General features: G+C 43.8%; 26 protein-coding genes. 19 read left to right on the forward strand and 7 right to left on the reverse strand.

Annotated features, from left to right (window positions below; translation table 11 throughout):
• Positions 1-5 precede the first annotated feature (5 nt).
• Both ABNE31_RS06245 and ABNE31_RS06250 read left to right on the forward strand, forming a co-directional pair.
• On the forward strand, positions 6-1,088 hold the full coding sequence (locus ABNE31_RS06245) for a bifunctional 3-deoxy-7-phosphoheptulonate synthase/chorismate mutase type II (RefSeq protein ID WP_179385241.1): 1,083 nt from the start codon (positions 6-8) through the stop codon (positions 1,086-1,088).
• A gap of 133 nt (positions 1,089-1,221) precedes the next feature.
• A complete protein-coding gene (locus tag ABNE31_RS06250) occupies positions 1,222-1,896 on the forward strand; it encodes a head GIN domain-containing protein (RefSeq protein WP_179385240.1) in 675 nt (224 codons plus the stop codon).
• Between the two features lie 72 nt (positions 1,897-1,968).
• Here ABNE31_RS06250 and ABNE31_RS06255 read toward each other — a convergent pair whose 3' ends face one another.
• The gene (locus ABNE31_RS06255; RefSeq protein WP_179385239.1) at positions 1,969-2,409 is read right to left on the reverse strand and encodes a hypothetical protein; all 441 of its coding nucleotides are present in this window, start codon (positions 2,407-2,409) and stop codon (positions 1,969-1,971) included.
• 95 nt (positions 2,410-2,504) lie between these two features.
• Here ABNE31_RS06255 and rsgA point away from each other — a divergent pair, with 95 nt between their 5' ends.
• From rsgA to ABNE31_RS06320, 13 genes are all read left to right on the forward strand, one after another.
• Positions 2,505-3,437, forward strand: a complete 933-nt coding sequence (rsgA, locus tag ABNE31_RS06260; RefSeq protein WP_349352757.1) for a ribosome small subunit-dependent GTPase A — start codon at positions 2,505-2,507, stop codon at positions 3,435-3,437.
• Between the two features lie 8 nt (positions 3,438-3,445).
• Positions 3,446-3,898, forward strand: a complete 453-nt coding sequence (dtd, locus tag ABNE31_RS06265; RefSeq protein ID WP_349352758.1) for a D-aminoacyl-tRNA deacylase — start codon at positions 3,446-3,448, stop codon at positions 3,896-3,898.
• A gap of 82 nt (positions 3,899-3,980) precedes the next feature.
• Positions 3,981-5,882: a DUF3857 domain-containing transglutaminase family protein gene (locus ABNE31_RS06270; RefSeq protein ID WP_349352759.1), complete on the forward strand. Its 1,902-nt coding sequence runs from the start codon at positions 3,981-3,983 to the stop codon at positions 5,880-5,882.
• The gene (locus tag ABNE31_RS06275; protein ID WP_349352760.1) at positions 5,879-7,891 is read left to right on the forward strand and encodes a transglutaminase domain-containing protein; all 2,013 of its coding nucleotides are present in this window, start codon (positions 5,879-5,881) and stop codon (positions 7,889-7,891) included. Before ABNE31_RS06270 ends, ABNE31_RS06275 begins: the two co-directional genes overlap by 4 nt.
• 7 nt (positions 7,892-7,898) lie before the next feature.
• Complete coding sequence (locus ABNE31_RS06280; protein WP_349352761.1) at positions 7,899-9,860, forward strand: DUF3857 domain-containing protein; 1,962 nt, start codon at positions 7,899-7,901, stop codon at positions 9,858-9,860.
• Positions 9,861-9,905: 45 nt separating this feature from the next.
• The gene (locus tag ABNE31_RS06285) at positions 9,906-10,232 is read left to right on the forward strand and encodes a nucleotide pyrophosphohydrolase (protein WP_349352762.1); all 327 of its coding nucleotides are present in this window, start codon (positions 9,906-9,908) and stop codon (positions 10,230-10,232) included.
• Between the two features lie 69 nt (positions 10,233-10,301).
• On the forward strand, positions 10,302-11,531 hold the full coding sequence (gene aroA / locus ABNE31_RS06290) for a 3-phosphoshikimate 1-carboxyvinyltransferase (protein ID WP_349352763.1): 1,230 nt from the start codon (positions 10,302-10,304) through the stop codon (positions 11,529-11,531).
• A gap of 88 nt (positions 11,532-11,619) precedes the next feature.
• Positions 11,620-12,669 (forward strand): tRNA preQ1(34) S-adenosylmethionine ribosyltransferase-isomerase QueA, encoded by a 1,050-nt coding sequence (queA, locus tag ABNE31_RS06295; protein ID WP_179385231.1) that lies wholly within the window; start codon positions 11,620-11,622, stop codon positions 12,667-12,669.
• A 73-nt stretch (positions 12,670-12,742) separates the two neighbouring features.
• Complete coding sequence (gene rlmN, locus ABNE31_RS06300) at positions 12,743-13,783, forward strand: 23S rRNA (adenine(2503)-C(2))-methyltransferase RlmN (protein WP_349352764.1); 1,041 nt, start codon at positions 12,743-12,745, stop codon at positions 13,781-13,783.
• A gap of 178 nt (positions 13,784-13,961) precedes the next feature.
• Positions 13,962-14,936: a polyprenyl synthetase family protein gene (locus tag ABNE31_RS06305; protein WP_179385229.1), complete on the forward strand. Its 975-nt coding sequence runs from the start codon at positions 13,962-13,964 to the stop codon at positions 14,934-14,936.
• A gap of 112 nt (positions 14,937-15,048) precedes the next feature.
• Positions 15,049-15,627, forward strand: a complete 579-nt coding sequence (locus ABNE31_RS06310; protein WP_349352765.1) for an RNA polymerase sigma factor — start codon at positions 15,049-15,051, stop codon at positions 15,625-15,627.
• Positions 15,628-15,632: 5 nt separating this feature from the next.
• Positions 15,633-16,355 (forward strand): hypothetical protein, encoded by a 723-nt coding sequence (locus ABNE31_RS06315; protein ID WP_349352766.1) that lies wholly within the window; start codon positions 15,633-15,635, stop codon positions 16,353-16,355.
• 84 nt (positions 16,356-16,439) lie between these two features.
• Positions 16,440-17,510 (forward strand): hypothetical protein, encoded by a 1,071-nt coding sequence (locus ABNE31_RS06320; RefSeq protein ID WP_349352767.1) that lies wholly within the window; start codon positions 16,440-16,442, stop codon positions 17,508-17,510.
• 44 nt (positions 17,511-17,554) lie between these two features.
• Here ABNE31_RS06320 and ABNE31_RS06325 read toward each other — a convergent pair whose 3' ends face one another.
• On the reverse strand, positions 17,555-17,797 hold the full coding sequence (locus ABNE31_RS06325) for a zinc-ribbon domain-containing protein (protein WP_349352768.1): 243 nt from the start codon (positions 17,795-17,797) through the stop codon (positions 17,555-17,557).
• A 105-nt stretch (positions 17,798-17,902) separates the two neighbouring features.
• Between ABNE31_RS06325 and ABNE31_RS06330 the strand changes: the two genes are divergently transcribed.
• On the forward strand, positions 17,903-18,532 hold the full coding sequence (locus tag ABNE31_RS06330) for a 2OG-Fe(II) oxygenase (RefSeq protein WP_349352769.1): 630 nt from the start codon (positions 17,903-17,905) through the stop codon (positions 18,530-18,532).
• Here ABNE31_RS06330 and ABNE31_RS06335 read toward each other — a convergent pair whose 3' ends face one another.
• From ABNE31_RS06335 to ABNE31_RS06345, 3 genes are all read right to left on the reverse strand, one after another.
• Complete coding sequence (locus tag ABNE31_RS06335; protein ID WP_179385224.1) at positions 18,533-18,844, reverse strand: phosphoribosylpyrophosphate synthetase; 312 nt, start codon at positions 18,842-18,844, stop codon at positions 18,533-18,535.
• A gap of 9 nt (positions 18,845-18,853) precedes the next feature.
• On the reverse strand, positions 18,854-19,387 hold the full coding sequence (locus ABNE31_RS06340) for a flavodoxin domain-containing protein (protein WP_349352770.1): 534 nt from the start codon (positions 19,385-19,387) through the stop codon (positions 18,854-18,856).
• An 88-nt stretch (positions 19,388-19,475) separates the two neighbouring features.
• The gene (locus tag ABNE31_RS06345) at positions 19,476-21,302 is read right to left on the reverse strand and encodes a Xaa-Pro dipeptidyl-peptidase (RefSeq protein WP_349352771.1); all 1,827 of its coding nucleotides are present in this window, start codon (positions 21,300-21,302) and stop codon (positions 19,476-19,478) included.
• 135 nt (positions 21,303-21,437) lie between these two features.
• On the opposite strand from ABNE31_RS06345, the gene dnaG reads away from it, so the two are divergent.
• On the forward strand, positions 21,438-23,411 hold the full coding sequence (gene dnaG / locus ABNE31_RS06350) for a DNA primase (protein ID WP_349352772.1): 1,974 nt from the start codon (positions 21,438-21,440) through the stop codon (positions 23,409-23,411).
• Positions 23,412-23,476: 65 nt separating this feature from the next.
• Here the strand turns inward: dnaG and ABNE31_RS06355 are convergent, their stop codons facing one another.
• Positions 23,477-24,106 (reverse strand): response regulator transcription factor, encoded by a 630-nt coding sequence (locus ABNE31_RS06355; protein ID WP_179385221.1) that lies wholly within the window; start codon positions 24,104-24,106, stop codon positions 23,477-23,479.
• A gap of 159 nt (positions 24,107-24,265) precedes the next feature.
• Positions 24,266-25,054 carry an NAD(+) synthase gene (nadE, locus tag ABNE31_RS06360; protein WP_179385220.1) on the reverse strand — a complete coding sequence of 263 codons (789 nt, stop codon included), beginning with the start codon at positions 25,052-25,054 and terminating at the stop codon, positions 24,266-24,268.
• Positions 25,055-25,120: 66 nt separating this feature from the next.
• Between nadE and gldB the strand changes: the two genes are divergently transcribed.
• Positions 25,121-26,110, forward strand: coding sequence for a gliding motility lipoprotein GldB (gene gldB / locus ABNE31_RS06365; RefSeq protein WP_349352773.1), 990 nt, complete (start codon positions 25,121-25,123; stop codon positions 26,108-26,110).
• On the forward strand, positions 26,111-26,446 hold the full coding sequence (gene gldC, locus ABNE31_RS06370) for a gliding motility protein GldC (protein ID WP_179385218.1): 336 nt from the start codon (positions 26,111-26,113) through the stop codon (positions 26,444-26,446).

Consider the following 26,446-nt stretch of genomic DNA (forward strand, 5'->3'; position numbering starts at 1 on the left):
GTATTATGGAAAACAAAAAGGAAATGAGGAAATGGTTGGATGACATGAACTTGGGTCATCCCTTGGTGGTAGCGGGACCGTGCAGTGCGGAAACCGAGGACCAAGTGTTAAAAATAGCACACGAGCTAAAGGATACCGATGTGAGCTATTACCGTGCCGGAATCTGGAAACCAAGAACGCGTCCAGGAAACTTTGAGGGAGTTGGGGCCATTGGTTTGAAGTGGTTGCAGAAAGTAAAGGAAGAAACCGGGCTGAAAACTGCTACGGAAGTGGCCAACAGGGCTCACGTGGACTTGGCTTTGGAACACGACGTAGATTTGCTGTGGATCGGGGCACGTTCCACCGTAAGCCCATTCATTGTCCAAGAAATAGCGGATGCGTTGGAAGGGACGGATAAAGTTGTTTTGGTTAAGAATCCCGTTAACCCGGACCTCTCGCTTTGGTTGGGAGCTGTGGAAAGGTTGTCCTCCGCCAATATTGAAAAGTTGGGTGTGATCCACAGAGGATTCTCAACCTACGAAAAAACCAAATACCGGAATATTCCAGAATGGCAATTGGCCATCGAATTGCAGACCAAATTCCCTGATTTGCCCATCATTAACGACCCAAGCCATATTACCGGAAAACGCGACATGGTCTTTGATGTATCGCAAACCGCATTGGATCTCAATTTTGATGGATTGATGATAGAGACGCATTACGATCCGGACAATGCCTGGAGTGATGCTGCACAACAGGTTACCCCTAAAACATTGGTGCAAATCATGAAAGACCTTAGAATCCGAAAAGAAACCGATGAAGAAGCGGAATACAATAACAGTTTGAGTAACCTTAGGGCACAAATCGATGTGCTGGACAACCAATTGATCGATCTTTTGGGCAAGCGAATGAAGGTTGCCGATGGTATTGGCGAATTGAAAAAACAACGAAACGTAGCCGTACTTCAAAGCAACCGTTGGAACGCTATTCTGGGCAACATGATCTTGGAAGGCGAGCAGCGAGGTTTGAGCGAAGAGTTTGTTTTGAAAATGTTCAAGGCGATTCACCAAGAATCCATCAACCACCAAGAAAAAATCATCAACGCCTAGGCGGATTTTTCATCAGGTTGATTGCAAAGACTGTTTGTGGCCCCGATAAATTCGGGTCTGCAAACAGTTTTTTTTGTTTCAAACTGTAACAAAACGAAAGAAAGGGTATCTTTTAAGGGTAAAACACGCTATCATGAAAAAATTATACACACTTGGAATGCTCTTGCTTCCCTTGGTCATGTTTTCGCAACGAATCATTGATACCGAGGTAGGTGAATTCAACAAAATCAAGGTTTTTGATTTGATCGAGGTCAATTTGATCCAATCCGATGAGAACAAAATTATGATCAAAGGATGGAATGTGGACGATATCAAATGGACCAACAAAAATGGAACTTTGAAGCTGCGCATGCAGTTGGACAAAAAGTTTCAGGGCGAGGACACCATGATTGAGGTCTATTACACCGATTTGGATGTCATCGACGGCAACGAAGGTGCCCAGATTACCTGTAACGAGATGGTGCAGAAAAGCAAAATTGAATTGCGTGCCCAAGAAGGTGCCACCATCCGTATTGGAATGGATGTGGATTATGCCGACATACGTGCGGTTACGGGCGGTATCGTGAAAGCTTCAGGTTTGGCCAAAAACCAAACCGTTGTCATAAACACCGGCGGTATTTTTGAAGGTAGGGAACTACGCACCAGTACCACAGATGTAAAGATTTCCGCAGGCGGCGAGGCCGATGTATTTGCTTCCGAGCTGGTGGATGTCAATGTTAGGGCAGGAGGCGATGTACACGTTTACGGAAATCCGCAAACGGTGAACAAAAGAACCTTTGTGGGCGGAAGGGTCTACATTAAGAATTAATGAAGCTTGTTGTCTACAAAAAAAGCCCTCCAAAACTTGGAGGGCTTTTTAGTTTTATATCGGTCGGTAAGGTTATTTTCTAAAAATATATCGGGTAATGAAAATTCCCTGTCCATCCCCTTTTCCGCCTTCACTCTCCACACCACTTACCACAAAGGCCAGTTCCCATCCGTTGGAAATCATATCGTTGATCATGGAAGTGATCACGGCATCGTTGGCTGCGATATTCTGGAATCGGATACCACCGAGGTTATAGAAGTTCAAAAGTTTGGTCTCCTCAAAATTCTTCACACGGATTTCACTTCGATCAGACTTGTTTCGTGTGTTGTCGTCTTCCGTTTGTACAGTGGTAAATTCCTTATAATCTTTCTCTTCCAAAGCGTTGATGATTCTGGATCTTCCCAAACCATTGGGGACGATGGATTCAACACTGGTAATAACCCGGTACTGCTGCGCACTCATGGTAAAACTTGCTGCAAACATGACCACAGCAGCCAAAATGATTTTTTTCATAATAGATTAAGTTAATGATTGTTAAAACTATTGATAAAGATATATAACGAAGAAGATGGAATATTGTTTCTTTGTAATCAAAATATAAACAAAAAGTGAACGGAACTGTTTATAAATCAACGGGAAGCTGGTACACCGTAAAATCCTCGGAGGGAGTATTTTATGAGTGCCGAATCAAAGGAAAGTTCCGTACCCAGGGTATTAAAAGCACCAATCCCGTTGCCGTGGGGGATATGGTCGAGTTCGAGTTGGAAACGATTGGCGATGAAACTGTTGGGATAATTTCAGCTATCCAAGATCGAAAAAACTATATTGTCCGTAAATCAGTGAAGCTTTCCAAGCAGACCCATATTATTGCCGCCAACTTGGACCAGGTATTTTTATTGATCACTTTGAACAATCCACCAACCTTTACCAGTTTTATCGATCGCTTTTTGGTGACCGCCGAGGCTTACGACATACCCGTGGTGCTGCTGTTTAACAAGATGGATGTTTACACGGATGAGGAACGGTTCGAAGTTGCCTGGTTAATGGATCTATATACCAAAATAGGGTACACATGCCTTCAGATTGAAGCCAAACAGGGCAAGAATGTAGATAAGGTAAGGGAACTGATGCTTGGCAAAACCAGCATGTTCGCTGGGCACTCGGGGGTGGGCAAGTCAACTTTGGTCAATGCCTTGGAACCCGGACTGCAACTCAAGACCGCGGAGATTTCCGAGCAACACATGCAGGGACAGCACACCACCACTTTTGCCGAGATGTACGATCTTTCTTTTGATGCCCGTATCATTGACACGCCTGGTATCAAAGGTTTTGGCATTGTGGATATGGAGAAAGAAGAAATTGGAGACTATTTTCCCGAGTTTTTTGCATTAAAATCCGAATGTAAGTTCAATAATTGTCTCCATTTGGACGAACCTAAATGTGCCATAAAGGAAGCTTTGGAACGTGATGCAATAGCCGCCAGCCGTTACCGAAGCTATGTTCAGATGATAACTGGGGAAGAAGATCAAACATATAGGTAGGGATTATTATGAGAGCTGTATTGCAAAGAGTATCCAAAGCAAGTGTTACAGTAGATGGTCAGGTCGTTTCCTCCATCGGGGACGGTCTCTTGGTATTATTGGGGATTGAGGATGCCGATGGCCAAGAGGATGTGGAATGGTTAGCCAACAAGATGGTGAACCTACGCATCTTCAATGATGAAAATAATGTGATGAACCGATCGGTGGTGGATATTGACGGAGAAATTATAGTGGTAAGCCAATTTACCCTGCATGCCCAGACCAAAAAGGGAAACAGACCTTCCTACATCAAAGCGGCGAAACCTGAGGTTGCGATTCCCACGTATGAAGGATTTGTAGCGGTTTTGGAGCAAAAGCTTGGAAAGAAGGTGGGTACAGGTATTTTTGGGGCCGACATGAAAGTGGAACTTTTGAATGATGGTCCGGTGACCATAATAATTGACACAAAAAATAAAGAATAAGTGCTTTTTATCGAAAAAAAGCTCGTTATTGTAGGAAATTAACCACTTTAGCGTTGTCCTAAAAAACGATTTCCTACAACCAATGCGATTTTATTTTCTATTCCTCTCAACCTTACTTTTTCAGTATTCATTTTCCCAAGATTACAGTCTAACATCCATCCCCAAAGAACTATTGGATAATGCCGATGCCGTAGTTCGTTTGGATAAAATGGATGTAGTTGTCGAAGCTCTGGACAAGATGACCATAACCAGCAAGCGTGTCGTCACCGTTCTTAACGAAAATGGGGATGAGCATGTACATGCTTTTGCCTTCTATGAAAAAAATGACAAGGTTTCCGACTTGGAGGCCATTGTTTATAATGCGAGTGGTGAGGAAATCAAAAAAATCAAGAAAAGGGATTTTTTGGACCAAAGTGCCATTAGTGGGGGAACGCTCTATTCCGATTCAAGGGTTTTGGTCATGCGTTATACCCCTTCACAATATCCTTATACCATCGAATTTAGTAAAGTCTATACAACTCCTAACACCGCTTTTGCCCCGAATTGGTCCTTTTTGGATGATTATCGGGTGGGTACCGAGAGAAGTGAGTTTTCCTTTACCGTGGAGAACGGCATACCCTTCAGACATAAGGAAGTGAATTTTGGTGACTATGGGATTGCTGCGAAAGAAATGAACAATGGCATTTCGTACGAGGCTAAAAACTTGGTGCCCATGGAGCGGGAACCATTATCCCCATCGTTTCGCAATCTTGTACCCCAAGTAAAAATCGCTATGAACGAGTTTCATTTGGAGGGAGTCAATGGTAGGGCCACCACTTGGCAGGAGTTGGGCAAGTGGATGAATGATGAGTTGTTGGCGGGCAGGGATGAGTTGTCCGAAGCCACGATTACTCATGTGAAAAACTTGGTAAAAGACATATCCGATCCTTTGGAGAAGACCAGGATCGTGTACGATTATGTACAGGAAAATACCAGATACATCAGTGTTCAGCTCGGAATAGGCGGTTGGATGCCCATCAGTGCATCAGATGTAGACCGCGTAAAGTATGGAGACTGCAAGGGGCTTACCAATTATACCAAGGCACTGCTGAAGGCTGTAGGGGTCGAGTCCTATTACACAGTTGTACATGCTGGCAGGCAGATCAGACATTTGGACAAGGATTTTCCTTCTATCCAAGGGAACCATGTTTTTTTAAACGTACCCTTGGAGAACGATGAAATTTGGTTGGAGTGTACCAGCCAAACCACTCCCGTAAACCATTTAGGGACGTTTACCGATAATAGAAATGTACTAAAAATAACCCCACAGGGTGGAGAATTGGTGCGGACCAAAAGAAATCCAGATGAAGAAAATTATCAACTTACCAAGGCAGATGTTCAAGTGGGAAACCAACGGAATGTAACCGGACATGTACAAATATTCTCAAGGGGATCCCAGTACGACCAAAAATATTGGCGAACCACAAACACACGATCGGAGCAGGAGGAATTTTACAAATCATACTGGAGCTACGTTCAAGATTTGCAGCTTGGAGAGGTAGCCTATCAGAATAATGAAGATAAGATCGAATTTCTGGAAACGGTTGATTTTAAGGCCGACAATTACCTTTCCAGTGCGGGTGACAAACTCTTGTTCGCACCCAACATTTCCAACAGAAATTTGGGGGTTCCCGATAGAGTTAGAAACAGAAAAATGCCGCTGATCATTTCTAGGGGATATTTGGATGAGGATGAGTTTACCATCCGTTTGCCCGAAGGCTATGTTGTGGAAACCTTGATACTTCCCATAGAAGAAGATACCAAGTTTGGTTCCTATGCCGTATCTGTTGAGCCAAAAGAACCTGGGGTCCTTGTCTATAAAAGACGACTGCTCATCAAATCAGGAGAGTATCCAAAGGAAGATTATAAACTATATCGGGATTTTAGAAAGAAGGTCGCCGGATATGACAACGCAAAAATCGTTTTAAGTAAAAAGAAGTCATGAAATTAAGATTGTTTTTTCTGCTTTTGCTGGCTCAGCAAGCAGTGGTAAGTGCCAAAGAAGTAAAATTTGGAAAAGTGTCCGAAGAGGAGGTATCAGCAACACAACATGCCCTCTATCCAGAGGCCAATGCGGCCATATTGCACAAAAATGAATGGGTACGTTACAATTATCAGTATGAAACAGGCTGGAGCCTTGTGAGAGAGGTGCATTACCGGATTAAAATCTACAACAAGGAGGGGTTTGATTGGGCCACCCTTCAAGTTCCACTATATGCAGGAGGTACCAATAAGGAGGATATTTCCAGTATAAAAGGGTTTACCTATAATATGGTGAATGGAAAAGTTGTGGATACCAAATTGAAGAATGACGGTGTTTTTATTGAAGAAGTAAACGAATACAGGAACAAGGCCTCCATCACCATGCCAGAAGTTAAGGAAGGTAGTGTGTTGGACATTGAGTATAAAATTGTATCTCCCATGTACTGGAGTATCGATGAGTTCAAATTTCAATATGATATTCCCGTGGACGATGTAGAAATACGATTGGAGATTCCGGAGTATTTTTACTTTAAGCAATATAGCAGGGGATTTCATGCCATCAAGTTTGATCAATCCAATGAAAATAGAACGATTAATGTTTCCTATAGAAGCTCTGATCAAACGGGCAGCCTAGGGAGAACCACACGAACAAGTGGGACCCTAAACTTTTTGGAAAACATCTATACCATGAAAGCTTCCGGTATTCCTGCACTGCTGGAGGAAAAATATACCAGCAATATCAACAATTTTAGAACATCGATAAAATTTGAACTGGCTTCTACCCGTTTTCCGAACCAACCATTTAAAAACTACAGTTTAACCTGGGAGGATGTGGCCAAATCCATTTACGACTACGACAGTTTTGGAGATGAGCTGAACAGGAAAAACTATTTTGATGATGATGTAGACCAAGTTCTAAATGGGCTTTCATCCGATTCAGAGAAGGCAATGGCCCTATTCCAGTTTGTAAAGAACAAAATGAACTGGGATAATTTTGTAGGTGTGGGCTGCAGCAGCCAAGGCATTCGTAAAGCTTATAAAGAAGGCAAGGGCAATGTGGCCGAAATCAATCTGATGCTGATAGCCATGCTTCGGTATGCCGGATTGCAAGCAGATCCTGTATTGGTCAGTACAAGATCACATGGCATCCCTTTACTGCCTACCAGCGATGGCTTCAATTATGTAGTGGCAGGGCTCCAGCTCGATAATGGCTTTGTACTTTTGGATGCGACCGAAAAAAATGCATTTCCCGATGTGCTGCCCATGCGTGCGCTGAACTGGTTTGGCAGACTGATTAAAGAAGACGGTACTTCTGTTCAAGTAGATCTTACCCCAAAAACAAAATCACTCGATGCTGTTATGATGAGCGTTGACCTAAACGATGATGGTTCCATTCATGGCAGGTACCGTCAGCAGTATACCGCAAACAATGCCTTTATTTTTAGGAACAATTTTGGGGAAGGCTCCGAGGATTCATATTTGGATGAGCTGGAAAAGAGGTATGGCGACCTGGAAATTTCGGATTTTGAACTCCAAAATCAAGACGACTTGTCCAAACCCGTTGTCCAAACGTTCAGCTATAGCAAAGAATCAGCTTATGAGGAAATAGCAGGGAAACTATACCTATCACCTCTTTTTTATCTCACTACCAGTGAAAACCCCTTCAAAACGGAAAAGAGGGAGTTCCCTATCGATTACGGATATCCTTGGACGGATAAATACTTGATTACCATCAATATTCCCGAAGGATATGCTGTAGAGTCAATCCCGGAACCCATTGCGGTTGCCCTTCCCGAAAACATGGGACAGTTTAAGTACATCATATCTGCCGAAAACAATATCATTAACGCCCGTGTAGAAACGGAACTTAACACCCATGTGATTCCAGCCAGTTATTATCCAGATTTAAAGGAGTTTTACGGTCATATCGTGAAAAAGGAAGCTGAAAAAGTAATCCTTACCAAACTGTAGCACACCTATGAAAAAAATAGGTATTCTCTTGCTGCTTCTGCAGCATATGGTTTTGCAGGGACAGCAATTGGAATTTGGGGAACTGACCATTTTCGAATCTGCATTCAAGACCTATGAAAAGGACACGACCGCCCATGCAGTGTATCTTTTTGAAAAAGGAGACAATTTCTTTGAGGTTAGGCGAGGGTATGTCTGGTTGATAAAAAAGTATCATGCCAAAATCAAGATATTGGACAAAAAGGGGTTTTCGGAGGCAGATATCCGTATTCCGTACTACCATTCCGATACGGGTACTGAAGAGGTAAACGATATTAGAGCCATAACCCATACAGATGGCTTAAAGCACATTGTGATGGACAATAATATATTTGATGCCGAAGTCAACGAACATTGGTCGGAGAAAAGATTTACCTTTTCCAATGTGCAGGAAGGATCTATTTTGGAATTTACTTATGAAGTTCAGTCCCCATTTTTTTACAACTTAAACGGATGGGATTTCCAAGATGACATTCCCAAGGTTTACACGGAGTATAATGCTAAGATCCCTGGGAACTACAGTTATAACCGATCTTTATTTGGAAACCTGCCCTTAACGGTAAATGAAGCAACAATAAAGGAGAATTGCTTTAGTATTCCCAATGTCAACAAACAAGCGGACTGCGAGGTGCTCAAGTATGTTATGGAAGATGTGCCTGCTTTTAAAAGTGACGAGGAATATATGCTTGCCGCTTCTAATTATCAATCTCGTTTGGAGTTTGAGCTATCCGAATACCTGAGCTTTCGGGGCGTTAAAGAGCGGTATACCAAATCTTGGAAAGATGTTGATAAGGAATTTAGATCAGATCGTGATATCGGTGGGCAACTTAGAAAAAAGAATTATTTTGAAAGAAACGTACCAATAGACATTATCACTGGTGCGGAGGAAGAGTCGGAAAAGGCAATCAATCTCTACAACTTTGTGAAATCCCATTATTCCTGGAACGGAAAGTTTGGAATCTTTCGGGACAATAACGTGAAAAAAGCATTTGACGAGGGTGTTGGCAACGTAGCGGAAATCAACATTACTTTGATCAATCTGCTCAATGCTGCAGGAATGGATGCCGATTTGATGTTGCTCTCCACAAGGGCTCACGGGCTTCCAAAAAGAAGCCATCCAGTAATGTCGGATTTTAATTATGTAATTGCCAAACTCGATATTGACGGAACCACATATCTTTTGGATGCCACGGAAAAACAGCTTCCCTTCGGAATGCTTCCCTACCGTTGCCTAAACTACTATGGAAGGGTTATGGACCTCGATGGGGAAAGTTATTGGTACGACATCGAATCGCCCAAAGGGAATAGCAAGGAAGTGATGCTCCAGCTTGACCTAAATTTAGATGAGGGCACTGCGCGAGGAACTTTTGATGAGATGTCCCGAGGATATGAAGCCTACTTCAAAAGAAACCATTTATCAAGTATTACCAATCAGCAATATTTGGATGAGGTGGAAAAGAATACCAATGGTGACTTTTACATAGATCAATATGAGCTGGATGCCGAGAAATCCAATGATAATTTGTTAATGGAACATTTTAGCTTCGAGTTGGAAAACTTGGATACCTCTACTAGCATTTATTTTAACCCGTTTTTGATTCGCTTTTTCCAAAGTAACCCTTTCAAAAGCTCAGAGAGGAACTACCCTGTCGATTTTGGGTACCTTCGCAATTACAAGTACATGGCCAACATTACCATACCTAAAGGTTATCGGGTGAAGAGCCTTCCAGAAAACAACAACTTGGCACTTCCGGGAGGGAGCGGAGTGCTTAGGTTCAACTGTTCTACATCCGAGAAAAATGTCATCATTTTCTTTAACCTTCAATTGCGTTCAACACAATACAAAAGTGAGGGCTATTTATTTATAAAAGAGTTGTTTGAACAGGCTGTGACCAGCATCAACCAAAGTTATTTGGTGTTTGAAAAGGTCTAAAAGAGTATTGTTAGTACCTTAGTGCAGATTTTAAATTCCTCTGAGGTGAACATAGAAAATGCACAAAAAGCGGTTGATGAATGGATCAAAAACCACGGGGTCCGATACTTTAACGAACTGACCAATATGGCCCAGCTCACCGAAGAGGTGGGAGAGGTGGCACGAATAATCGCCAGACGCTATGGTGAACAAAGCGAAAAGGAATCCGACAAGGCCAAAGATTTAGGGGAAGAACTCGCCGATGTGGTCTTTGTGGTACTTTGTTTGGCCAATCAAACGGGCATCGACCTGCAAAAGGCTTTTGATAAAAAGTTGGACCTAAAGACCGAACGTGACCACGACCGTCATCAAAATAACAAAAAGCTCAAATAAAGTTGGCCCGCTGACAGGACATTAGGCCTGTTTTTTCTAGTTTTGACCATTCATGCAAACCCAAACGAATTGAAACTCCAACTTTCAGCACCCGACCACAAAAAAATCCAAAAGTCCATTGCCATTACCGGCTCCAAGAGCGAAACCAACCGTTCCTTGTTGTTGCAGGCACTGTTTCCCAATATCAAAATTGAGAACCTTTCCAATTCGGATGATGGAGAAGTCATGCAGAAAGGATTGGGCAAATCCGAAGGTACAGTGGACATTCACCACGCAGGAACGGCCATGCGTTTTTTAACCGCCTATTTTGCTTCGCAAGAAGGTAAGCACGTTACCTTAACGGGTTCAGAACGGATGCAGGAACGACCTATCCAAGTTTTGGTCGAAGCGTTGCGTTCCTTGGGTGCGGATATCGAATACCTAAAGGAGGAAGGCTACCCTCCCTTGAACATCAAAGGGAAAACATTGGAAAAAAGTACAGTTTCACTACCGGCAAATATCAGCAGTCAATACATTTCAGCCTTGTTGCTGATTGCCCCGAGCCTGAAAAACGGCCTAAAGTTGGAACTGGTAGGGAAGATTACATCGGTACCCTATATCAAAATGACCCTGGCCCTGTTGGAACAAATCGGGGTTGAAACGACTTTTGAAGGAAACAAAATCACCGTTGCACCCCAAAAAGCTGTTGCCGATACTACCTTGGTGGTAGAATCCGACTGGAGTTCCGCCAGTTATTTTTACAGCATAGCGGCCCTCTGCGAAGCAGGCTCGGAGATTCAACTGGCTTCCTACAAAAAGAATTCCCTGCAAGGTGATAGCATTTTGGCCGAAATCTATACAAGTTTCGGAGTTGAGACCTCTTTTTCCAACAACTCCATTGTGCTGAAAAAAAACAACGAACCCATTACTAATTACTTGGAGTACGACTTGTCCAATGCCCCGGATATTGCACAGACCATTGCTGTGACCTGTTTGGGATTAGGCATAGGTTGTCATTTGACTGGATTGCACACCCTGCCCATAAAGGAAACGGACCGATTGGCCGCATTGCAGACCGAATTGGGTAAGTTTGGGGCCAAAGTGGAAATTGATGCCGAGAGCTTGACCCTTCACCCGCAAAACAAATTGAAACCAGAGGTTTCGGTCGATACCTATAACGATCATCGAATGGCGATGGCCTTTGGACCACTGGCCCTCAAGGCTGATTTTACCGTGAACGATGCCGAAGTGGTTTCCAAATCCTATCCCGATTTTTGGAGCGACCTAAAGACGCTTGGATTCCTGGTCCAAGAATTGTAATCCACATTTAATCATCAAATTACTTGACATCCGCTATGGGTAGGTTGTATATTTGCCCCTCTTTTAAAAAAATCGAAAAAAAGTCCACATGAAATTATCAAACTTCAATTTTGAATTGCCTAAAGAGTTATTGGCAGAATATCCTGCGGAACACAGGGACGAATCCAGACTAATGGTGGTTCACCGTGATAGCGGAAAAATTGAACATAAAATGTTCAAAGACCTTGTCGATTATTTTGATGAAGACGATGTCTTGGTCTTGAACAACACTAAGGTATTTCCAGCCCGACTTTTTGGAAACAAGGAAAAAACAGGAGCGCGTATCGAGGTTTTCTTGTTGAGGGAACTAAACCAAGAACAGCGTTTGTGGGATGTGTTGGTAGATCCAGCAAGGAAGATCCGTATCGGTAACAAACTGTATTTCGGGGAGGACGAAAGTTTGGTGGCCGAGGTGATCGATAACACCACATCAAGAGGTAGGACCCTACGCTTTCTTTACGATGGCTCTTATACCGATTTTAGAAGAAAATTGAGGGAATTGGGAGAAACCCCACTTCCAAAATACATCAAAAGGGAGGTCACACCAGAAGATGAGGAACGCTACCAGACCATTTATGCCAAGCATGAAGGTGCCGTAGCCGCCCCAACTGCAGGACTTCATTTTTCCAAGCATTTGCTCAAGCGATTGGAAATTAAAGGTATCAACTTTGCCGAGGTTACCCTTCACGTAGGATTGGGGACTTTTAACCCGGTTGAGGTGGAAGACCTGTCCAAGCACAAAATGGATAGCGAGGAATTGGTCATTGATGAAAAGGCCACCGAAATCGTAAATACAGCTAAAGCCAATAAAAGAAAAGTTTGCGCTGTGGGGACCACGGTGATGAGAAGTTTGGAAAGTGCCGTTTCATCCGAGCATACGTTGAATACCTTTGAGGGCTGGACCAACAAGTTCATTTTTCCTCCTTACGAATTCAGCATCGCGAATTGCATGGTGACCAACTTTCACTTGCCAAAATCCACCTTATTGATGATGATTTCGGCATTTATGGGGCACGACCTCATGAAAAAGGCCTACAAACAAGCCATTTTGGAAGGTTACCGCTTCTATTCCTACGGGGATGCCATGCTGATTCTGTAAAACGGAATATTCATAAAACAGAAATCCCGCTCGCTTATGGCCAGCGGGATTTTTTCTTGCTTATCTTTAACTAGTGGAAGTCAAAAAAAAGGACATACGGGCATTGACCAAGGAGCAGCTCCGCAATTTTTTTGTGGGGCAGGGCGATAAAGCATTCCGGGGCAACCAAGTTTATGAATGGTTGTGGCAAAAGTCTGCCCACGATTTTGATGCCATGACCAACATCTCCAAGGAAACCCGTAAAATGTTGGAGGATAATTTCGTGATCAACCACATTCGGGTGGACCAAATGCAGCGCAGTTCGGATGGTACCATAAAAAATGCGGTGCGTTTGCACGATGGTCTGGTCGTGGAGTCCGTTCTGATACCTACCGAAACCCGCACCACGGCATGTGTTTCCAGTCAAGTGGGCTGTAGTTTGGATTGCCGATTTTGTGCTACCGCACGTTTAAAGCGGATGCGAAACCTGAATCCCGATGAAATCTACGATCAAGTGGTGGCGATAGATAACGAGAGCCGATTGTATTTTGACCGTCCGTTAAGCAACATCGTTTTTATGGGGATGGGTGAACCCTTGATGAACTACAACAACGTGCTCAAGGCGATTGATAAGATTACATCGCCCGAGGGACTCGGTATGTCTCCGAAGCGCATTGTGGTTTCGACCTCCGGCGTACCCAAAATCATAAAAAAAATGGCAGATGAAGAGGTGAAATTCGGTTTGGCCGTATCCTTACACTCTGCGATAGACGAGGTTCGCACCTCCATCATGCCCTTTAATGCCACATTTCCTTTGAAAGATTTACGGGAATCCTTGGAATATTGGTACAGCAAGACCAAAAACAGGATTACCTACGAATATGTGGTGTGGAAAGGAATCAACGATACCCAAGAAGCAGCCGATGCCTTGGTCAAGTTCTGCAAGTTTGCCCCTTCAAAAGTAAATTTGATAGAGTACAACCCCATTGATGACGGCGAGTTTCAACAAGCCTCCAATCAAGCGGTGGAAATGTACCAAAATACCTTGGAACGCAACGGAATCACGGTCACCATCCGCAGATCTCGTGGAAAGGATATCGATGCCGCCTGTGGTCAGCTAGCAAACAAGAGCTAGTTTTGAGACAAGGGACAGGAGATATATTGTTTTTCCACTTTTGCCCTTCATCCTGGACCTTCATTCCCTGCAAATCATCGATAGTTTGAGGACTGTATCTTAAAACTCGGATTTCATTCCATCAACTCTTTCATTTTCCCTACTTTTAGGGTTTCAAAACCAAACACCACCCGTTACGTTGAAAATCGTTTCGCAGATAAGGGAGCCCATTGAAAATGAGATGCAGCTTTTCGAGGAAAAATTCCTCAAGTCCATGTCCTCCAAAGTCGCATTGTTCAACAGGATTACCTATTACATAGTCAACAGAAAGGGCAAGCAAATGCGCCCGATGTTTGTTTTTTTGACCGCCAAATTGTTGAACGGCGAAGTCAACGAACGGACCTACACTGGAGCTTCCATTATTGAGTTGATACATACTGCAAGCTTGGTTCATGACGATGTAGTGGACGATAGCAACAAGCGCAGGGGCTTTTTCTCCATCAATGCCCTTTGGAAAAACAAAATTGCCGTTTTGGTGGGGGATTTTCTGTTTTCCAAAGGCCTTTTGGTCTCTTTGGAAGGCAAGAACTATGATTTATTGCACATTATTTCCAATGCCGTTCGCGATATGAGCGAAGGGGAACTCCTCCAAATCGAAAAGGCAAGACTTTTGGATATTACGGAAGAGGTGTATTATGATATCATCCGGCAAAAGACCGCCACTTTGATTGCAGCCTGTTGCAGCATGGGAGCCTGTTCCGTGCGTCCCGATTCGGAAGAAGTGGAAACCTTTCGGAAATTCGGGGAACTCTGCGGCATGGCGTTTCAAATAAAGGATGACCTTTTTGACTACGGCGCCGAAAAAATCGGGAAACCTACTGGAATCGATATCAAGGAACAAAAAATGACCCTTCCTTTGATCTATGCCTTAAACCAGAGTGATAAGGAAAAGAAAAAGTGGTTGATCAACTCCATCAAAAAACACAATAAGGACAAAAAGCGCGTCAAGGAAGTCATTGCCTATGTGAAGGAAAAAGGTGGACTGGATTATGCCGTGGTGAAGATGTTGGAATTTAAGGATGAAGCCTTGGCCATTTTGGACAATTATCCCGATTCCGAATACAAAAGTGCCCTCAAACTTATGGTCAACTACGTGGTAGACCGAAAAAAATAATTTTTAATAAATTGAAAATCAATATTTTACTGAAAATTTTTAATTTTCAGGCAACTATTTGTGTTTGTATCCCGTCTCTATTAATAGAAGCACTTTTGTAAACCAAACTTTTTTGAAAATCATTACGCTACATAGCAACGAAAAGCAGTTGATCAAGAAATCGATCAAGGGAGACCCACAGGCCCAAAAGGAGCTCTACGATAGATTTTCGCCTAAAATGCTGAGCGTTTGCAGGCAGTACATTATGGACCTGCATTTTGCCGAGGACGTGATGATCAATGGATTCGTTAAGGTATTCAACCATTTAAGTTCTTATCAATTTAAGGGCAGTTTTGAAGGTTGGATTCGAACCATTATGGTGCGGGAAAGCATTTCCTATTTGCGGAAAAGACAGTTTGTGGTTTACGATGAGGAAGCCATGGAAGAAACAAAAGACATTGATTTTGGACAGAATAACGGTCTTTTGGATGTTGAGTATGTGCAGCATTTGATCGATGGACTGCCCGAAGGTTATAAAGCGGTGTTTTTGTTGTATGCCATGGAAGGGTACGGGCACAAGGAAATCGCCGATATGCTCGAAATCTCCGAAGGCACGTCAAAATCACAACTGTTCAAGGCCCGAAAGATGCTTCAGGAAAATTTGAATTTAAAAGGAATGTCGCCCAAATCACAATCGGCGAACAAACAATAAGGGATATGGATAAATTGGAAAAACATATCAAGGAAAAACTGGAGGAGCGAACCATTGCACCGTCCGAAGGTGCTTGGGATAAGATTGCTTCACAGGTCAAAGGACCTTCGCCCAAAAGGAGAACCCCTTGGTTGCTATATGCCGTCGCCGCCAGTGTGGTGGGTGTGGTATTGGTGTCGGTTTTCTTTTTCACGAACGAGTCACCCAGAGTAGAGGAAAACCAAGTAGTGGAAACGGCAACAAAACCCGAAACCACGATTGAGCCCGAACAAAATACCAATGTCGAACCTCTTGAGGAATCAATGGAAGTTGTTGGGATTGAGGTTGACTCCAAGATTGCCGAGATAGAGGAGCCTTTGAATCTCGAGCAGCCTTTTTCCAACGATAGGATAGCGGAGGAAGAAACCAAAACCCCATTAAAGGATGAAATTTTAATCAACTCGGATGCGTTGATTGCCCAAAAAGTGGAAGAAGTGGTGGCACAGGTGGAACTGATGGAGCATGCGCATCAGGATGTGACCGATGCCGAGGTAGACTCCCTTTTGAGGGCGGCCCAACGCCAAATCTTAACGGATAAGTTGTTCACGGAAAGCGGCTCTGTAGATGCCATGGCACTGCTGGCCGAAGTGGAAGACGAGCTGGACGAAACGTTCCGTGACCAAATTTTTGATGCGCTCAAATCAGGTTACCTAAAATTACGTACTGCGGTGGCAGACCGAAATCAGTAGAATTATTCATCAATCAAGTCAAACCTCTTACAACTTCCTGCCCAAACGGCAGGAAGGAGGGAGGTTTATAATCCAAAAACAATCATGAAAACAATTGCATTTTATTCAACCATCTTAATCTTGTTCCTTGGTTCCGTAGCGGCTTTTGGACAAGAAGATTATCAACGGAAAATTGAAGCGTTGAAGTTGGAAAAACAGCGCATCATTGAACAAGAGAAAGAAGCCCTGAAATTGGAGGTAAGGGATATCAACCAGCGTTTGGACAATGGGGATATCACTGAAAACGAAGCTAGGGTTTTGAAGGAAGAAGTGGCCAAACAACGAGCCCTGAACATTGAAAATCGCGTGGCCATTATCGATAATAGAATTGCCTTGCTGGAACGAAACAAAGGGGAGGTGTTGACCTTAGCCGAAACGGATACCATTTATGATGATTGGGGACGTTTGGGTATTCTTATCGATGGCAAACCGATTATCAGCTTTAGACGAAATCCAAGAAAACGCGAGATTAAATACGATAGGCGAACGTATTCCGATTTTGTCATGGCCGTTGGTTTAAACAATGCTTTGATTGAAGGGCAGTCCTTGAACGATAACCCCTATAAAGTTGGAGGAAGCCGTTTTTTTGAAATGGGCTGGCAATGGCGTACCAGGGTCTTTAAAAATTCCAATTGGCTTCGGTTCAATTATGGTTTTTCTTTTCAGTTCAATGGCCTAAAACCTGACGGGAACCGAATCTTTGTTCAAGAGGGAAACCAAACCGTTTTGGAGGAATTCGAATTTGATTTGGATAAATCCAAGTTCCGAATGGACAATCTAGTTTTTCCCGTTCATTTTGAAGTTGGTCCCTCGCGATTACGAAAAACGGAGCGTAGCATGCGATACTCCATCAGAGATCAATTTAGACTTGGTTTTGGGGGCTACGGCGGATTCAACCTTGGCACTCGTCAAAAATTAAAGTACAATCGCGATGGCGAAAATGTAAAGGACAAGCTCAAAAGGGATTACAACAGTAGCGACCTTATCTATGGTGTGAGCGGATACATGGGTTTCGATGGGGTGTTGCTTTACATCAAATATGATTTGAACCCAATTTTCAAGGATGCGGAAATCAAACAAAACAATATATCACTGGGCCTTCGGTTTGATATATAACCACTCCAATGGGTTAGCCAACGGTCGGGTTTCCCGGCCGTTTTTTATTTCAGTAGGGCCTGTTCCATTTCTGGCGTAAAATCTTCCTTGTAGTAGACTTTTTTGCAGTGGGAACATTCCGCATAGCGGATATTATTGATCGTAAATAGCGGAATCCAGAACAAATGGGCATAGTTGGGCTGTGCCACTGCTGTCAATGTCCCAGTTTGGTTGCAATAGGGGCAAGTTGCGTGGGTAAGTACCTTGGTCTCTTTTTTGCCGGGTCGTGTTCCAAAGAATAGAATCATGGCTACTGGATGTTGATATGTTCAAAATTAGCGTTTCCCAAATGATTAAAGAAAAATGAATTTCGTTTTTAATTATTTTCTACATTCGCCCACATTTTTGAAGCATTGAACGCCTATCACGGTTTGGAGGATTGGTTGTCCTGGATGGATGACATCTCCAGTAAGGATTATGTGATTATCGACCACTTTCTAAGGGACGAGCTGTATACGGAGATCAAAACTTTTTTTCTCGGTAAGCTGCCCAGTTTTAAGGAAGCGGGAATAGGTGCCCATGCCGATCATCAAATCGACACGAAAATACGGGGGGATTTCACCTATTGGTTGGACAGGAACCGTGACGCCCGATTAACGGGCTATTGGGACCTTTTGGATGAGACGATGCATATTTTCAACCGATATTGCTACCTCAGTCTGTCGGGATATGAATTCCATTTGGCCCATTACCCATCGGGTGGTCATTACGATAAGCATTTGGACCAGTTCGAAAACCGTAACAACCGGATGATTTCCATGATCATCTATTTGAACGATGACTGGAAACAAGGGGATGGTGGCGAGCTCGAAATCTTCGAAAAAGATGGTTCCAGTTTTTTGGTAGAGCCATTGGCGGGCCGCTGTGTTATGTTTAAAAGTGCCGAAGTGCCCCATGCAGTGCTCAAGGCCCACAAAAGTAGATTTAGCCTTACGGGATGGTTGTTGCACCAACCCTCTTCGGTGGGCAAATTGTTCGTATGATCAATCCTTTTTGTACGGAATCTGTTTAATGAGTTCCTCGTTTTGCCCACTGGTGGCGCTATAGGACATCACCATGGTGCCCTTGGTGCCGTCCTTTGCCTCAATGGCAAATACAGTAGACTGATCGCCCGGATTGGTCATTCCCTCAAACCGATAGGAATCGATAATCTGTAGGTCATCAGGCTGATACTCCCTTTTGGAATAGAGTGCCTTAATGCACGTTTCGTCGGCCTCAAAATCCTCTTTATATCCGTCCTCTTGTGTCAATGTATTTATTGCTTCTGAAAGTGTTGTAAAACTATGTCTGTCCATATATGTTGATTATGTTTTTAATCGGTTCGAAAAACTGAGGACCTGTTCCTTGACTTTGGTCCAATCCGTGTATTCATGGTCTTTGTCCGTATCCACGGACCCTCCTTCTTTTTTGGCAATGGAACGCATGATCAGTTTTTTGAAATAATTATATTTTGTGTATTTCAAAGCTCCGGCGATATGCCAAACGGTCGCAGTGTTCCATTGCATTTCTTTCAAAAAGTCCTCGGCTACCTGCGTTATCTCTTCGTGTTCCTCTTTAATGGAAGATGCCATGGCCATACTCACTGAAAAAAAAGCTGTGGGCATGCTATTCAAGGTATCTAAATGCTCTAGCACATAATCCTTGATCAAGGTGTTGTACTTCTGCACATGTACGGAGCTCCCGATAAGGGCAGCGTCAAAATCGTTCGGGGCAGGAGGTTCCTCCACAGCGTTGGCAATAGCTACTTGATGGCCTTCCTCCTGAAGGACCTGTTCCATAAACCGGGCAATTTTTCGCGTTTGCCCTTCCACGGTGCCATAAATGATTAATATTTTCATGAGAACTTAGGTATTGGTTAAACTTCCCTAAGTTCTTGAATATCTCCTTTAAGTTACATGATTTTGGTCAGTTGACCATCCAAAACCATCATAATTTCCCACCTACAATGGGGAGGGTGAGTGTAGTTCCTTCCAAATCTATGGTCAATTCGGTGCCGGGCTCCGGCCAGAGGGTGAATTCCTTGTCGCTGGAGAATATCATCAAGCCAATTTGTTGTCCCTTTGGGATTATTTGGTCATCGGGCATCAACTCAAATTCCATTTCATAAAATTTCCCTGGAACCAAAGGTTTACTCTCGGTCAATGATTGATGGTTTTGAGGGTCGGCCCATCCACGCGTGATGATGTTATCGGTAATTTTGGTGTTCAGGGCTTCCGACCATGGCAATGAAACCAACCATACGGATAAATTGGCAGCAGGTTTGCTACTGGCCATCTTGATATTGATTTTGGGTATGCCGGAGATGTGCACATCCTTGGTTAATATTGGAGTGACATATAGTAATCGGTGCTCGGTGGTCTCCGCTTTTGCCAAACTGGAGCCTGAAAAGGAATAATTGTCCACTAAGGTCTCGGTTCCAGCATTATCTGGCCTATCCGTAGACAATCCACCTTTTCCTGGGGCACCTGGACTTAGGTGAAGTGTGACGTCCTTGGCATCCGGATTGGGATAGTCTGCATAGGGAGTTGGGTTGTCCTTTGCATCATTTTCCCTCACGATCCATGCTTTGGGGTCGTTTTCTACCCCGTTTTCTACCCCGTACAGGTAACGGGTAAACCAGCGGTTCATCATCGAAATGGGAGGTGGGCCACCATGTCCGTTCTGATGATAATAAATTTGGACAGGCAATCCCATTTCCTTGGCTTTTTTATAAATCCGATAGCTGTGTTCGGGCATTACGTTCCAGTCGTTGAAACCGTGCGACATTAATATGGCCGCTTTCATGGGTTTCATGTCGTTCAGATAATCCCTTCCAGCCCAAAAGTCATTGTAATCACCGGTAATACGATCGAGTCCGTTCTTCATTTCCGTATCACGGATTACTTTATTGTTCCGGGCTCTTTTGGATTCGTCTCCGCTGTGGATAAAATCATAAAGCACATCAATATCTTCACCCAAATATCCTCCTGGAGACCGAACCAATCCATTGGAACGATAATAGTGGTAATAGGAAGTGTTCGGGGCAATGGGGATGATGGCTTCCAGTCCATCGACTCCTGTTGTCGCAGCCGCCAATGGTAGGGTCCCGTTGTATGAAGTACCCGTCATGCCCACCTTTCCAGTGCACCAATAGGCCTTCACTTCTGTATCCCCATCCCTTTCGGTATACCCTTTGGCCCTCCCGTTGAGCCAATCGATAACGGCTTTTGGGGCAAGGGATTCATTATCACCGCCCACGGTTGGAGCACCGTCCGATAGCCCTGTGCCCGGGGAAGAGGAATGGACAACGATATAGCCTCTGGGCACCCATGTCATCACTTGGGAGTTTGAAATAATGGGGCGTTCCCCAACACGTGTCACGTTGGGGTGCGTTCTCGGTTTTGGAGCTTCTCCCAGTTCGTGTTTTACGTCCCAAAAAATACCTTTATCCATTCCTGCGGTACCTGCATAATAGGGACTGGATTCATAAATTACGGGAAGTTGTAGTCCTTCTGTTTCGGTTTGTTCCGGTCGTGTGACATCTACGTGCATACGATCAAGTTTTCCGTCACCATCCGAATCAAACTCCGTTTCTACCCAAAGGTCGTGGCGAATCCATTTGCTGGGGTCGGAAAAGGCTTCGACCACTTGTGCTTCGCCATTTTCGATAATGGGACCCGCTTTTTTGGCCATTTGGCCGTAGGCAGATACAATAAAAGTCAATAGTACGGTGGTGATGGCCCACCGAGTACTTGCCATTTTTTTGATCTTCATATTTCTTGTAATCTAGTTTACTTGCTCCAACGGCAAGAGCCCCTAAGATACAAAATGTAAAAGATGGAATTCCTTCTTGCATTCACCAAAAACATTGTTTTTATTTACCTTTAACCGCTAGATTGATACAGTACCTTGATTTCAAAAACCACCATAGACCAAGTATACGAGACTGCCCGTTTGGAGGAGGTAATCGGTGATTTTGTACAATTGAAGAAATCAGGGTCCAATTTTAAGGGATTGAGTCCTTTTACGGATGAACGGACCCCTAGTTTCATGGTTTCCCCTGTGAAGCAGATATGGAAGGATTTCAGTAGCGGGAAAGGAGGCAATGTGGTGGCTTTTTTGATGGAGCACGAACATTTTACCTATCCCGAAGCCATAAAGTACTTGGCCAAAAAATATAATATTGAGGTTGAGGAAACCGAACAGACCAATGAGCAAAAGGAGCAGGCCAACGAGCGGGAAAGCATGTATCTGGTCTCGGAATATGCCCAAAAGTACTTTGCCCAGACCCTTTGGGAAAGCGAACCGGGAAAGGCCATAGGGCTGTCGTACTTCAAGGAACGTGGGTTCACGGACGAGACCATCAAAAAGTTTGGCCTTGGCTATAGTCTGGATGAGTGGGAGGCCTTTACCAAAACCGCCTTGGATAAAGGGTATCAGTTGGAGTTTTTGGAAAAAACAGGGCTGACCATTGTCAAGGAACAGGCGGGGGGCGAGAACAGGACATTCGACCGTTTCAAAGGGCGGGTCATGTTCCCCATCCATTCCATGAGTGGCCGGGTGCTCGGTTTTGGTGGCCGTATTTTGACGAATGATAAGAAAGCCGCCAAATACTTGAACTCGCCCGAAAGCGAGATTTACCACAAAAGCAAGGTGCTCTACGGCATTTATTTTGCCAAACAGGCCATTGCCAAAGAGGACAACTGTTTTTTGGTGGAAGGGTATACGGATGTCATCCAAATGTACCAAAGCGGTATTGAGAATGTGGTATCCTCCAGTGGAACCGCATTGACCCCCGAACAGATTCGGCTCATAAATAGGTTGACCAAGAACATTACCGTTCTTTTTGATGGTGATGCTGCTGGACTTAGGGCTTCCCTTCGCGGTATCGACCTGATCTTGGAACAGGGGATGAACGTAAAGGTGTGCACTTTTCCGGAGGGCGAGGACCCCGATAGTTTTTCCAAGAACAATACCTACGAGGATTTGGTGGCGTATCTGGAGGGGAATGCCATGGACTTTATCCAGTTCAAAACTTCCTTGCTGGCCAAGGAAGCCGCCAACGACCCTATCAAAAGGGCCGATACGGTGCGGGATATTGTAAACAGTATCAGTAAAATCCCCGATCGTATCCGACAGGAAATTTATGTGCAGGAATGTGCCAAGATGATGCAGATTTCTGAAGAAGTCCTGTACAATACCTTGGCGCAGCTGGACAAAAAGCACCAGACCGATACGGCTAAAAAGGCCAAGCAAGAACAGAAGGTCTTTGAAGTGGTCAAGAACGATGCAGTGGTGGAAAAGGTGGATGTCCAGTACGAGTTGGAGCGGAAAATTATAGAGGTCCTATTGTTGTATGGTAACCAAAAGCAGGAATTTGAGGACTTGGTGCTGAAAGAGAATGAAGATGGAGAATTGGTCTTGGAGCCGGAAATTGTGGAATCCAAAGTATATGAAAAAGTGTATTTGGATCTTCAGGATGATGAAATTGAACTGACCAATGAGCAGTTCAAGACCATTTATTATAAATTGATAGAGCGGTTGAATGAGGATACCGAGTTTTCTGTGAGTTCTTTTCTATCGGAACTGGACCAAGAAGTGGTTGCTGAGGTATCCTCCATATTGATGGAGGAGGAGCAATATGTGCTCCATGATTGGGAGCGACGGGATATTTATCCTAAAGAGAAAAAAATAGGAGTGGCACAATTGGTAGGTGAGACTATTCTAACCCTTCGGTGCAACCTTATTAAAAACCGTATTGAAAAGCTGAAGGAAAAAACACAGGACCACGTGGGCGACAATACCGAAATTTTGGAGGAGATTATGAACTACCTTCAACTTAACAAACTCTTGAACGCCAAATTGAACCGCGTACTTTCCTAAACGTAAAAACCCTTTCCAATACAATTGAAAAGGGTCAATACAATAGTTGGTTTGGTTGGGTATTTCTAATAGAGTTCCAGGGCTTTGGCCTGTTGCAGCAAGTCCACCAAATTATCCACGTTCAACTTCTTCATCAATCGGGCTTTGTAGGTGCTTACTGTTTTTTCGTTCAGATTTAATCCCTCTGCTACTTCTTTGTTTCGTTTACCGCTGGCCAAGAGTTTCAATACTTCAACTTCTCGGGAAGAGAGTTTTCTAAAGAATCTTCTTGGTTTTTGGGTGCTTTCGTCGAAGGCAAGTCTTTGGGCCAGTTCATTGGTGATGAACATATTGCCTTCACTTACTTTTCTTACGGCTGAAATAATGTACTCCAAATCGGCAGTTTTGGAAAGGTATCCGTAGGCACCGGCTCGTATGGTGCTCAAGGCGTACACATCTTCGGATTGCCCGCTGTACATTAAAGTTTTAATGTCAGGGAAATCCTGTTTCATTTTTCTTAGGGTGGCAATTCCGTTGATTTCGGGAATGTCCATCTCCAAAATAACTACATCGGGGGTTATGGATTTCAATGTATTAAAAAGCTCTTCGGTAGTTGATACGTCTGCAATGATTTCAATGTCAGAGCTGGATTCAAGTACCTTTTTGATACCAAGCCTTACAACCGGATGGTTATCAGCTATCAATACTTTTATCATTTTCTTAAGATTTGTTTAATGAATGGTTAGTGGCTAAAAACTTACAATAATTAGCAAGCAAGATAACAATTTAATCATGTAAAAGTGTAATTTTTTTCTTAAAACCATAGTTTTTATATGGTTTTTTTCGTCTTAATCTAAGGTTTTTAGGGTGAACCGCTACTTTAAATTACTTGGAATTTCACAAATGGGAATCGGAACCATCTTGTGTTTGTTGGCGGTGTTGTATCTTTTATAAATAGTGAAAACTTCCTTTTCCCTACCCGTAAAATCGGCCGCAGTTTTACCCTTATCGTCCATGTCCATCGCCCATTCCAGTTCGGGGTATGAAGCCCCTATTTGGTCTTCGTCCGTTCTGCTATCTCCCCAGAGTCCATCGGTGGGGGCTGCCTCCATGATATCTTGGTTGACACCCAGCACTCTTCCTAGTTCGTACACTTCTGTTTTGACCAGGTCGGCAATAGGGGAGAGATCTACACCGCCGTCACCATATTTGGTATAGAAGCCTACGCCAAAATCTTCAACCTTATTCCCGGTTCCCGCTACCAAATACCCTTTAAGGGCAGCAAAATAATATAAGGTTGTCATCCGGAGCCTTGCCCGGGTATTGGCAAGCGACATCATCCGTTCCTCCTCATCATCCACTTTTGGGAAAGCACCCACCAAACTGTCAAAGACGGGAGTAAGGTCAACGGGTTGTCTGGACACATTGGGAAAGTTTTCCATCAACCAATCAATATGTCGGTCCGCACGGGTTACCTGATTTTTACCTTGGTGAATCGGCATTTCCAAACACAAAAGGTCCAATCCGGTTTTGGCACATAAGGTAGAGGTGACCGCAGAATCGATACCTCCCGACACCCCAATGACAAAACCCTTACACTTGGCATTTTCGGCATAGTCCCTTAACCAATCAACAATATGTGCGATTACCTTTTCTGTTTGCATATCTTCCTATTTAGATTCAATAATTTACCTTTGTGCCCTGTAAATTTAAACCCTGTACCCTTAAAAATGAAGCGGTTGTTGAAATACTTTAGGAATAGGATAGGTCATGGGATGCCTTTGGCTCTTATCTTGGTGCTTTGGTCTTGCGGGGAAACCGATAAAACGGAAGCTGAAATCGATAAAGTTCCCGTTGACCTCCGCATTTCAAGATTCGACCTAGAATTTGCCGATGCCTCTGCTACGGAAATTCCCGAATTAAAGGCAAAATATCCTTATTTGTTCCCAGAACAGTTTCCAGATAGCGTATGGGTGGCCAAGTTATCGGATACCATTCAAATTGAGCTTTCCGAAGAAGTGGACAAGGCTTTTGGAGATTTTGAAGAGCAGGCTGCTGATTTGGAGTCGCTGTTCAAGCACATCAAATATTACTTTCCAGATACTGAGATACCGCATATTGTAACCTTGACTTCTGATGTGAGGTACGAGAACCGAATTATATTGACAGACACACTTTTGCTTATCGGCCTAGATAACTATTTGGGCGAAGACCATCACTTTTACGAAGGAATGCAGCGCTACATTGCTGCTTCTTTGGATAAAAAGTTTTTGGCTTCGGATGTGGCCAATGCCTTTGCCAAAAAGGTGATTTCTTACCCAAGGAACCGGACGCTTCTCTCCCGCATGGTCTATTATGGCAAGGAATTGTACCTGAAGGATAAATTGATTCCATCGGCTACGGATGCCCAAAAAATCGGCTATTCGGAAGAGCAAATGGATTGGGCTACGGCCAATGAGGAGCAAATGTGGACCTACTTTGTGGAGCGGGAGCTGTTGTACAGCACCGACACAGGTTTGGACCGTAAATTTCTGGACCCAGCACCCTTCACTAAATTTGGTCTGGAGCTGGACAATGAATCCCCACCACGTTTGGGAAGGTACATGGGGTGGCAAATTGTGCGGGCCTTTATGGAAAAAACGGATACGGGTCTTCAACAATTGCTGGAAATGCCCGCGGATGAAATTTTAAAACAGTCAAATTACAAACCAAAACGATAAATGGCAGTAACACATACTTCGGAAATCACTTTAAAAGTAGGATTGGACGAGAACCGAGTTCCCGAGGAATTGAAATGGTCGGCACAGGATGGTGGCATCAACGAAGAGGAGGCCAAAGCCATGCTATTGTCCGTTTGGGACAGCAACAACCAAGAATCCCTCAAAATAGATTTATGGACCAAGGATATGCCGGTGGACGAGATGAAGGTGTTCTTTCATCAAACCTTGGTGACGATGGCCGATACCTTCTACAAAGCGACCCAAGACGAAAAAATGACGGCTACGATGAAGGATTTCTGTGATTATTTCGCGGAAAAGCTGGAATTGAAAAAATAA

This window comes from Flagellimonas sp. MMG031, assembly GCF_040112705.1.
Lineage (GTDB): Bacteria > Bacteroidota > Bacteroidia > Flavobacteriales > Flavobacteriaceae > Flagellimonas.

What these genes read in the sequence shown, in the direction of transcription:
- ABNE31_RS06245 (WP_179385241.1), top strand. Translation starts at nt 6, where the DNA reads ATGGAAAACAAAAAGGAAATGAGGAAATGGTTGGATGACATGAACTTG.
- ABNE31_RS06250 (WP_179385240.1), top strand. Translation starts at nt 1,222, where the DNA reads ATGAAAAAATTATACACACTTGGAATGCTCTTGCTTCCCTTGGTCATG.
- ABNE31_RS06255 (WP_179385239.1), bottom strand. Translation starts at nt 2,409, where the DNA reads ATGAAAAAAATCATTTTGGCTGCTGTGGTCATGTTTGCAGCAAGTTTT.
- dtd (WP_349352758.1), top strand. Translation starts at nt 3,446, where the DNA reads ATGAGAGCTGTATTGCAAAGAGTATCCAAAGCAAGTGTTACAGTAGAT.
- ABNE31_RS06270 (WP_349352759.1), top strand. Translation starts at nt 3,981, where the DNA reads ATGCGATTTTATTTTCTATTCCTCTCAACCTTACTTTTTCAGTATTCA.
- ABNE31_RS06275 (WP_349352760.1), top strand. Translation starts at nt 5,879, where the DNA reads ATGAAATTAAGATTGTTTTTTCTGCTTTTGCTGGCTCAGCAAGCAGTG.
- ABNE31_RS06280 (WP_349352761.1), top strand. Translation starts at nt 7,899, where the DNA reads ATGAAAAAAATAGGTATTCTCTTGCTGCTTCTGCAGCATATGGTTTTG.
- queA (WP_179385231.1), top strand. Translation starts at nt 11,620, where the DNA reads ATGAAATTATCAAACTTCAATTTTGAATTGCCTAAAGAGTTATTGGCA.
- ABNE31_RS06315 (WP_349352766.1), top strand. Translation starts at nt 15,633, where the DNA reads ATGGATAAATTGGAAAAACATATCAAGGAAAAACTGGAGGAGCGAACC.
- ABNE31_RS06320 (WP_349352767.1), top strand. Translation starts at nt 16,440, where the DNA reads ATGAAAACAATTGCATTTTATTCAACCATCTTAATCTTGTTCCTTGGT.
- ABNE31_RS06325 (WP_349352768.1), bottom strand. Translation starts at nt 17,797, where the DNA reads ATGATTCTATTCTTTGGAACACGACCCGGCAAAAAAGAGACCAAGGTA.
- ABNE31_RS06335 (WP_179385224.1), bottom strand. Translation starts at nt 18,844, where the DNA reads ATGGACAGACATAGTTTTACAACACTTTCAGAAGCAATAAATACATTG.
- ABNE31_RS06340 (WP_349352770.1), bottom strand. Translation starts at nt 19,387, where the DNA reads ATGAAAATATTAATCATTTATGGCACCGTGGAAGGGCAAACGCGAAAA.
- ABNE31_RS06345 (WP_349352771.1), bottom strand. Translation starts at nt 21,302, where the DNA reads ATGAAGATCAAAAAAATGGCAAGTACTCGGTGGGCCATCACCACCGTA.
- ABNE31_RS06355 (WP_179385221.1), bottom strand. Translation starts at nt 24,106, where the DNA reads ATGATAAAAGTATTGATAGCTGATAACCATCCGGTTGTAAGGCTTGGT.
- nadE (WP_179385220.1), bottom strand. Translation starts at nt 25,054, where the DNA reads ATGCAAACAGAAAAGGTAATCGCACATATTGTTGATTGGTTAAGGGAC.
- gldB (WP_349352773.1), top strand. Translation starts at nt 25,121, where the DNA reads ATGAAGCGGTTGTTGAAATACTTTAGGAATAGGATAGGTCATGGGATG.
- gldC (WP_179385218.1), top strand. Translation starts at nt 26,111, where the DNA reads ATGGCAGTAACACATACTTCGGAAATCACTTTAAAAGTAGGATTGGAC.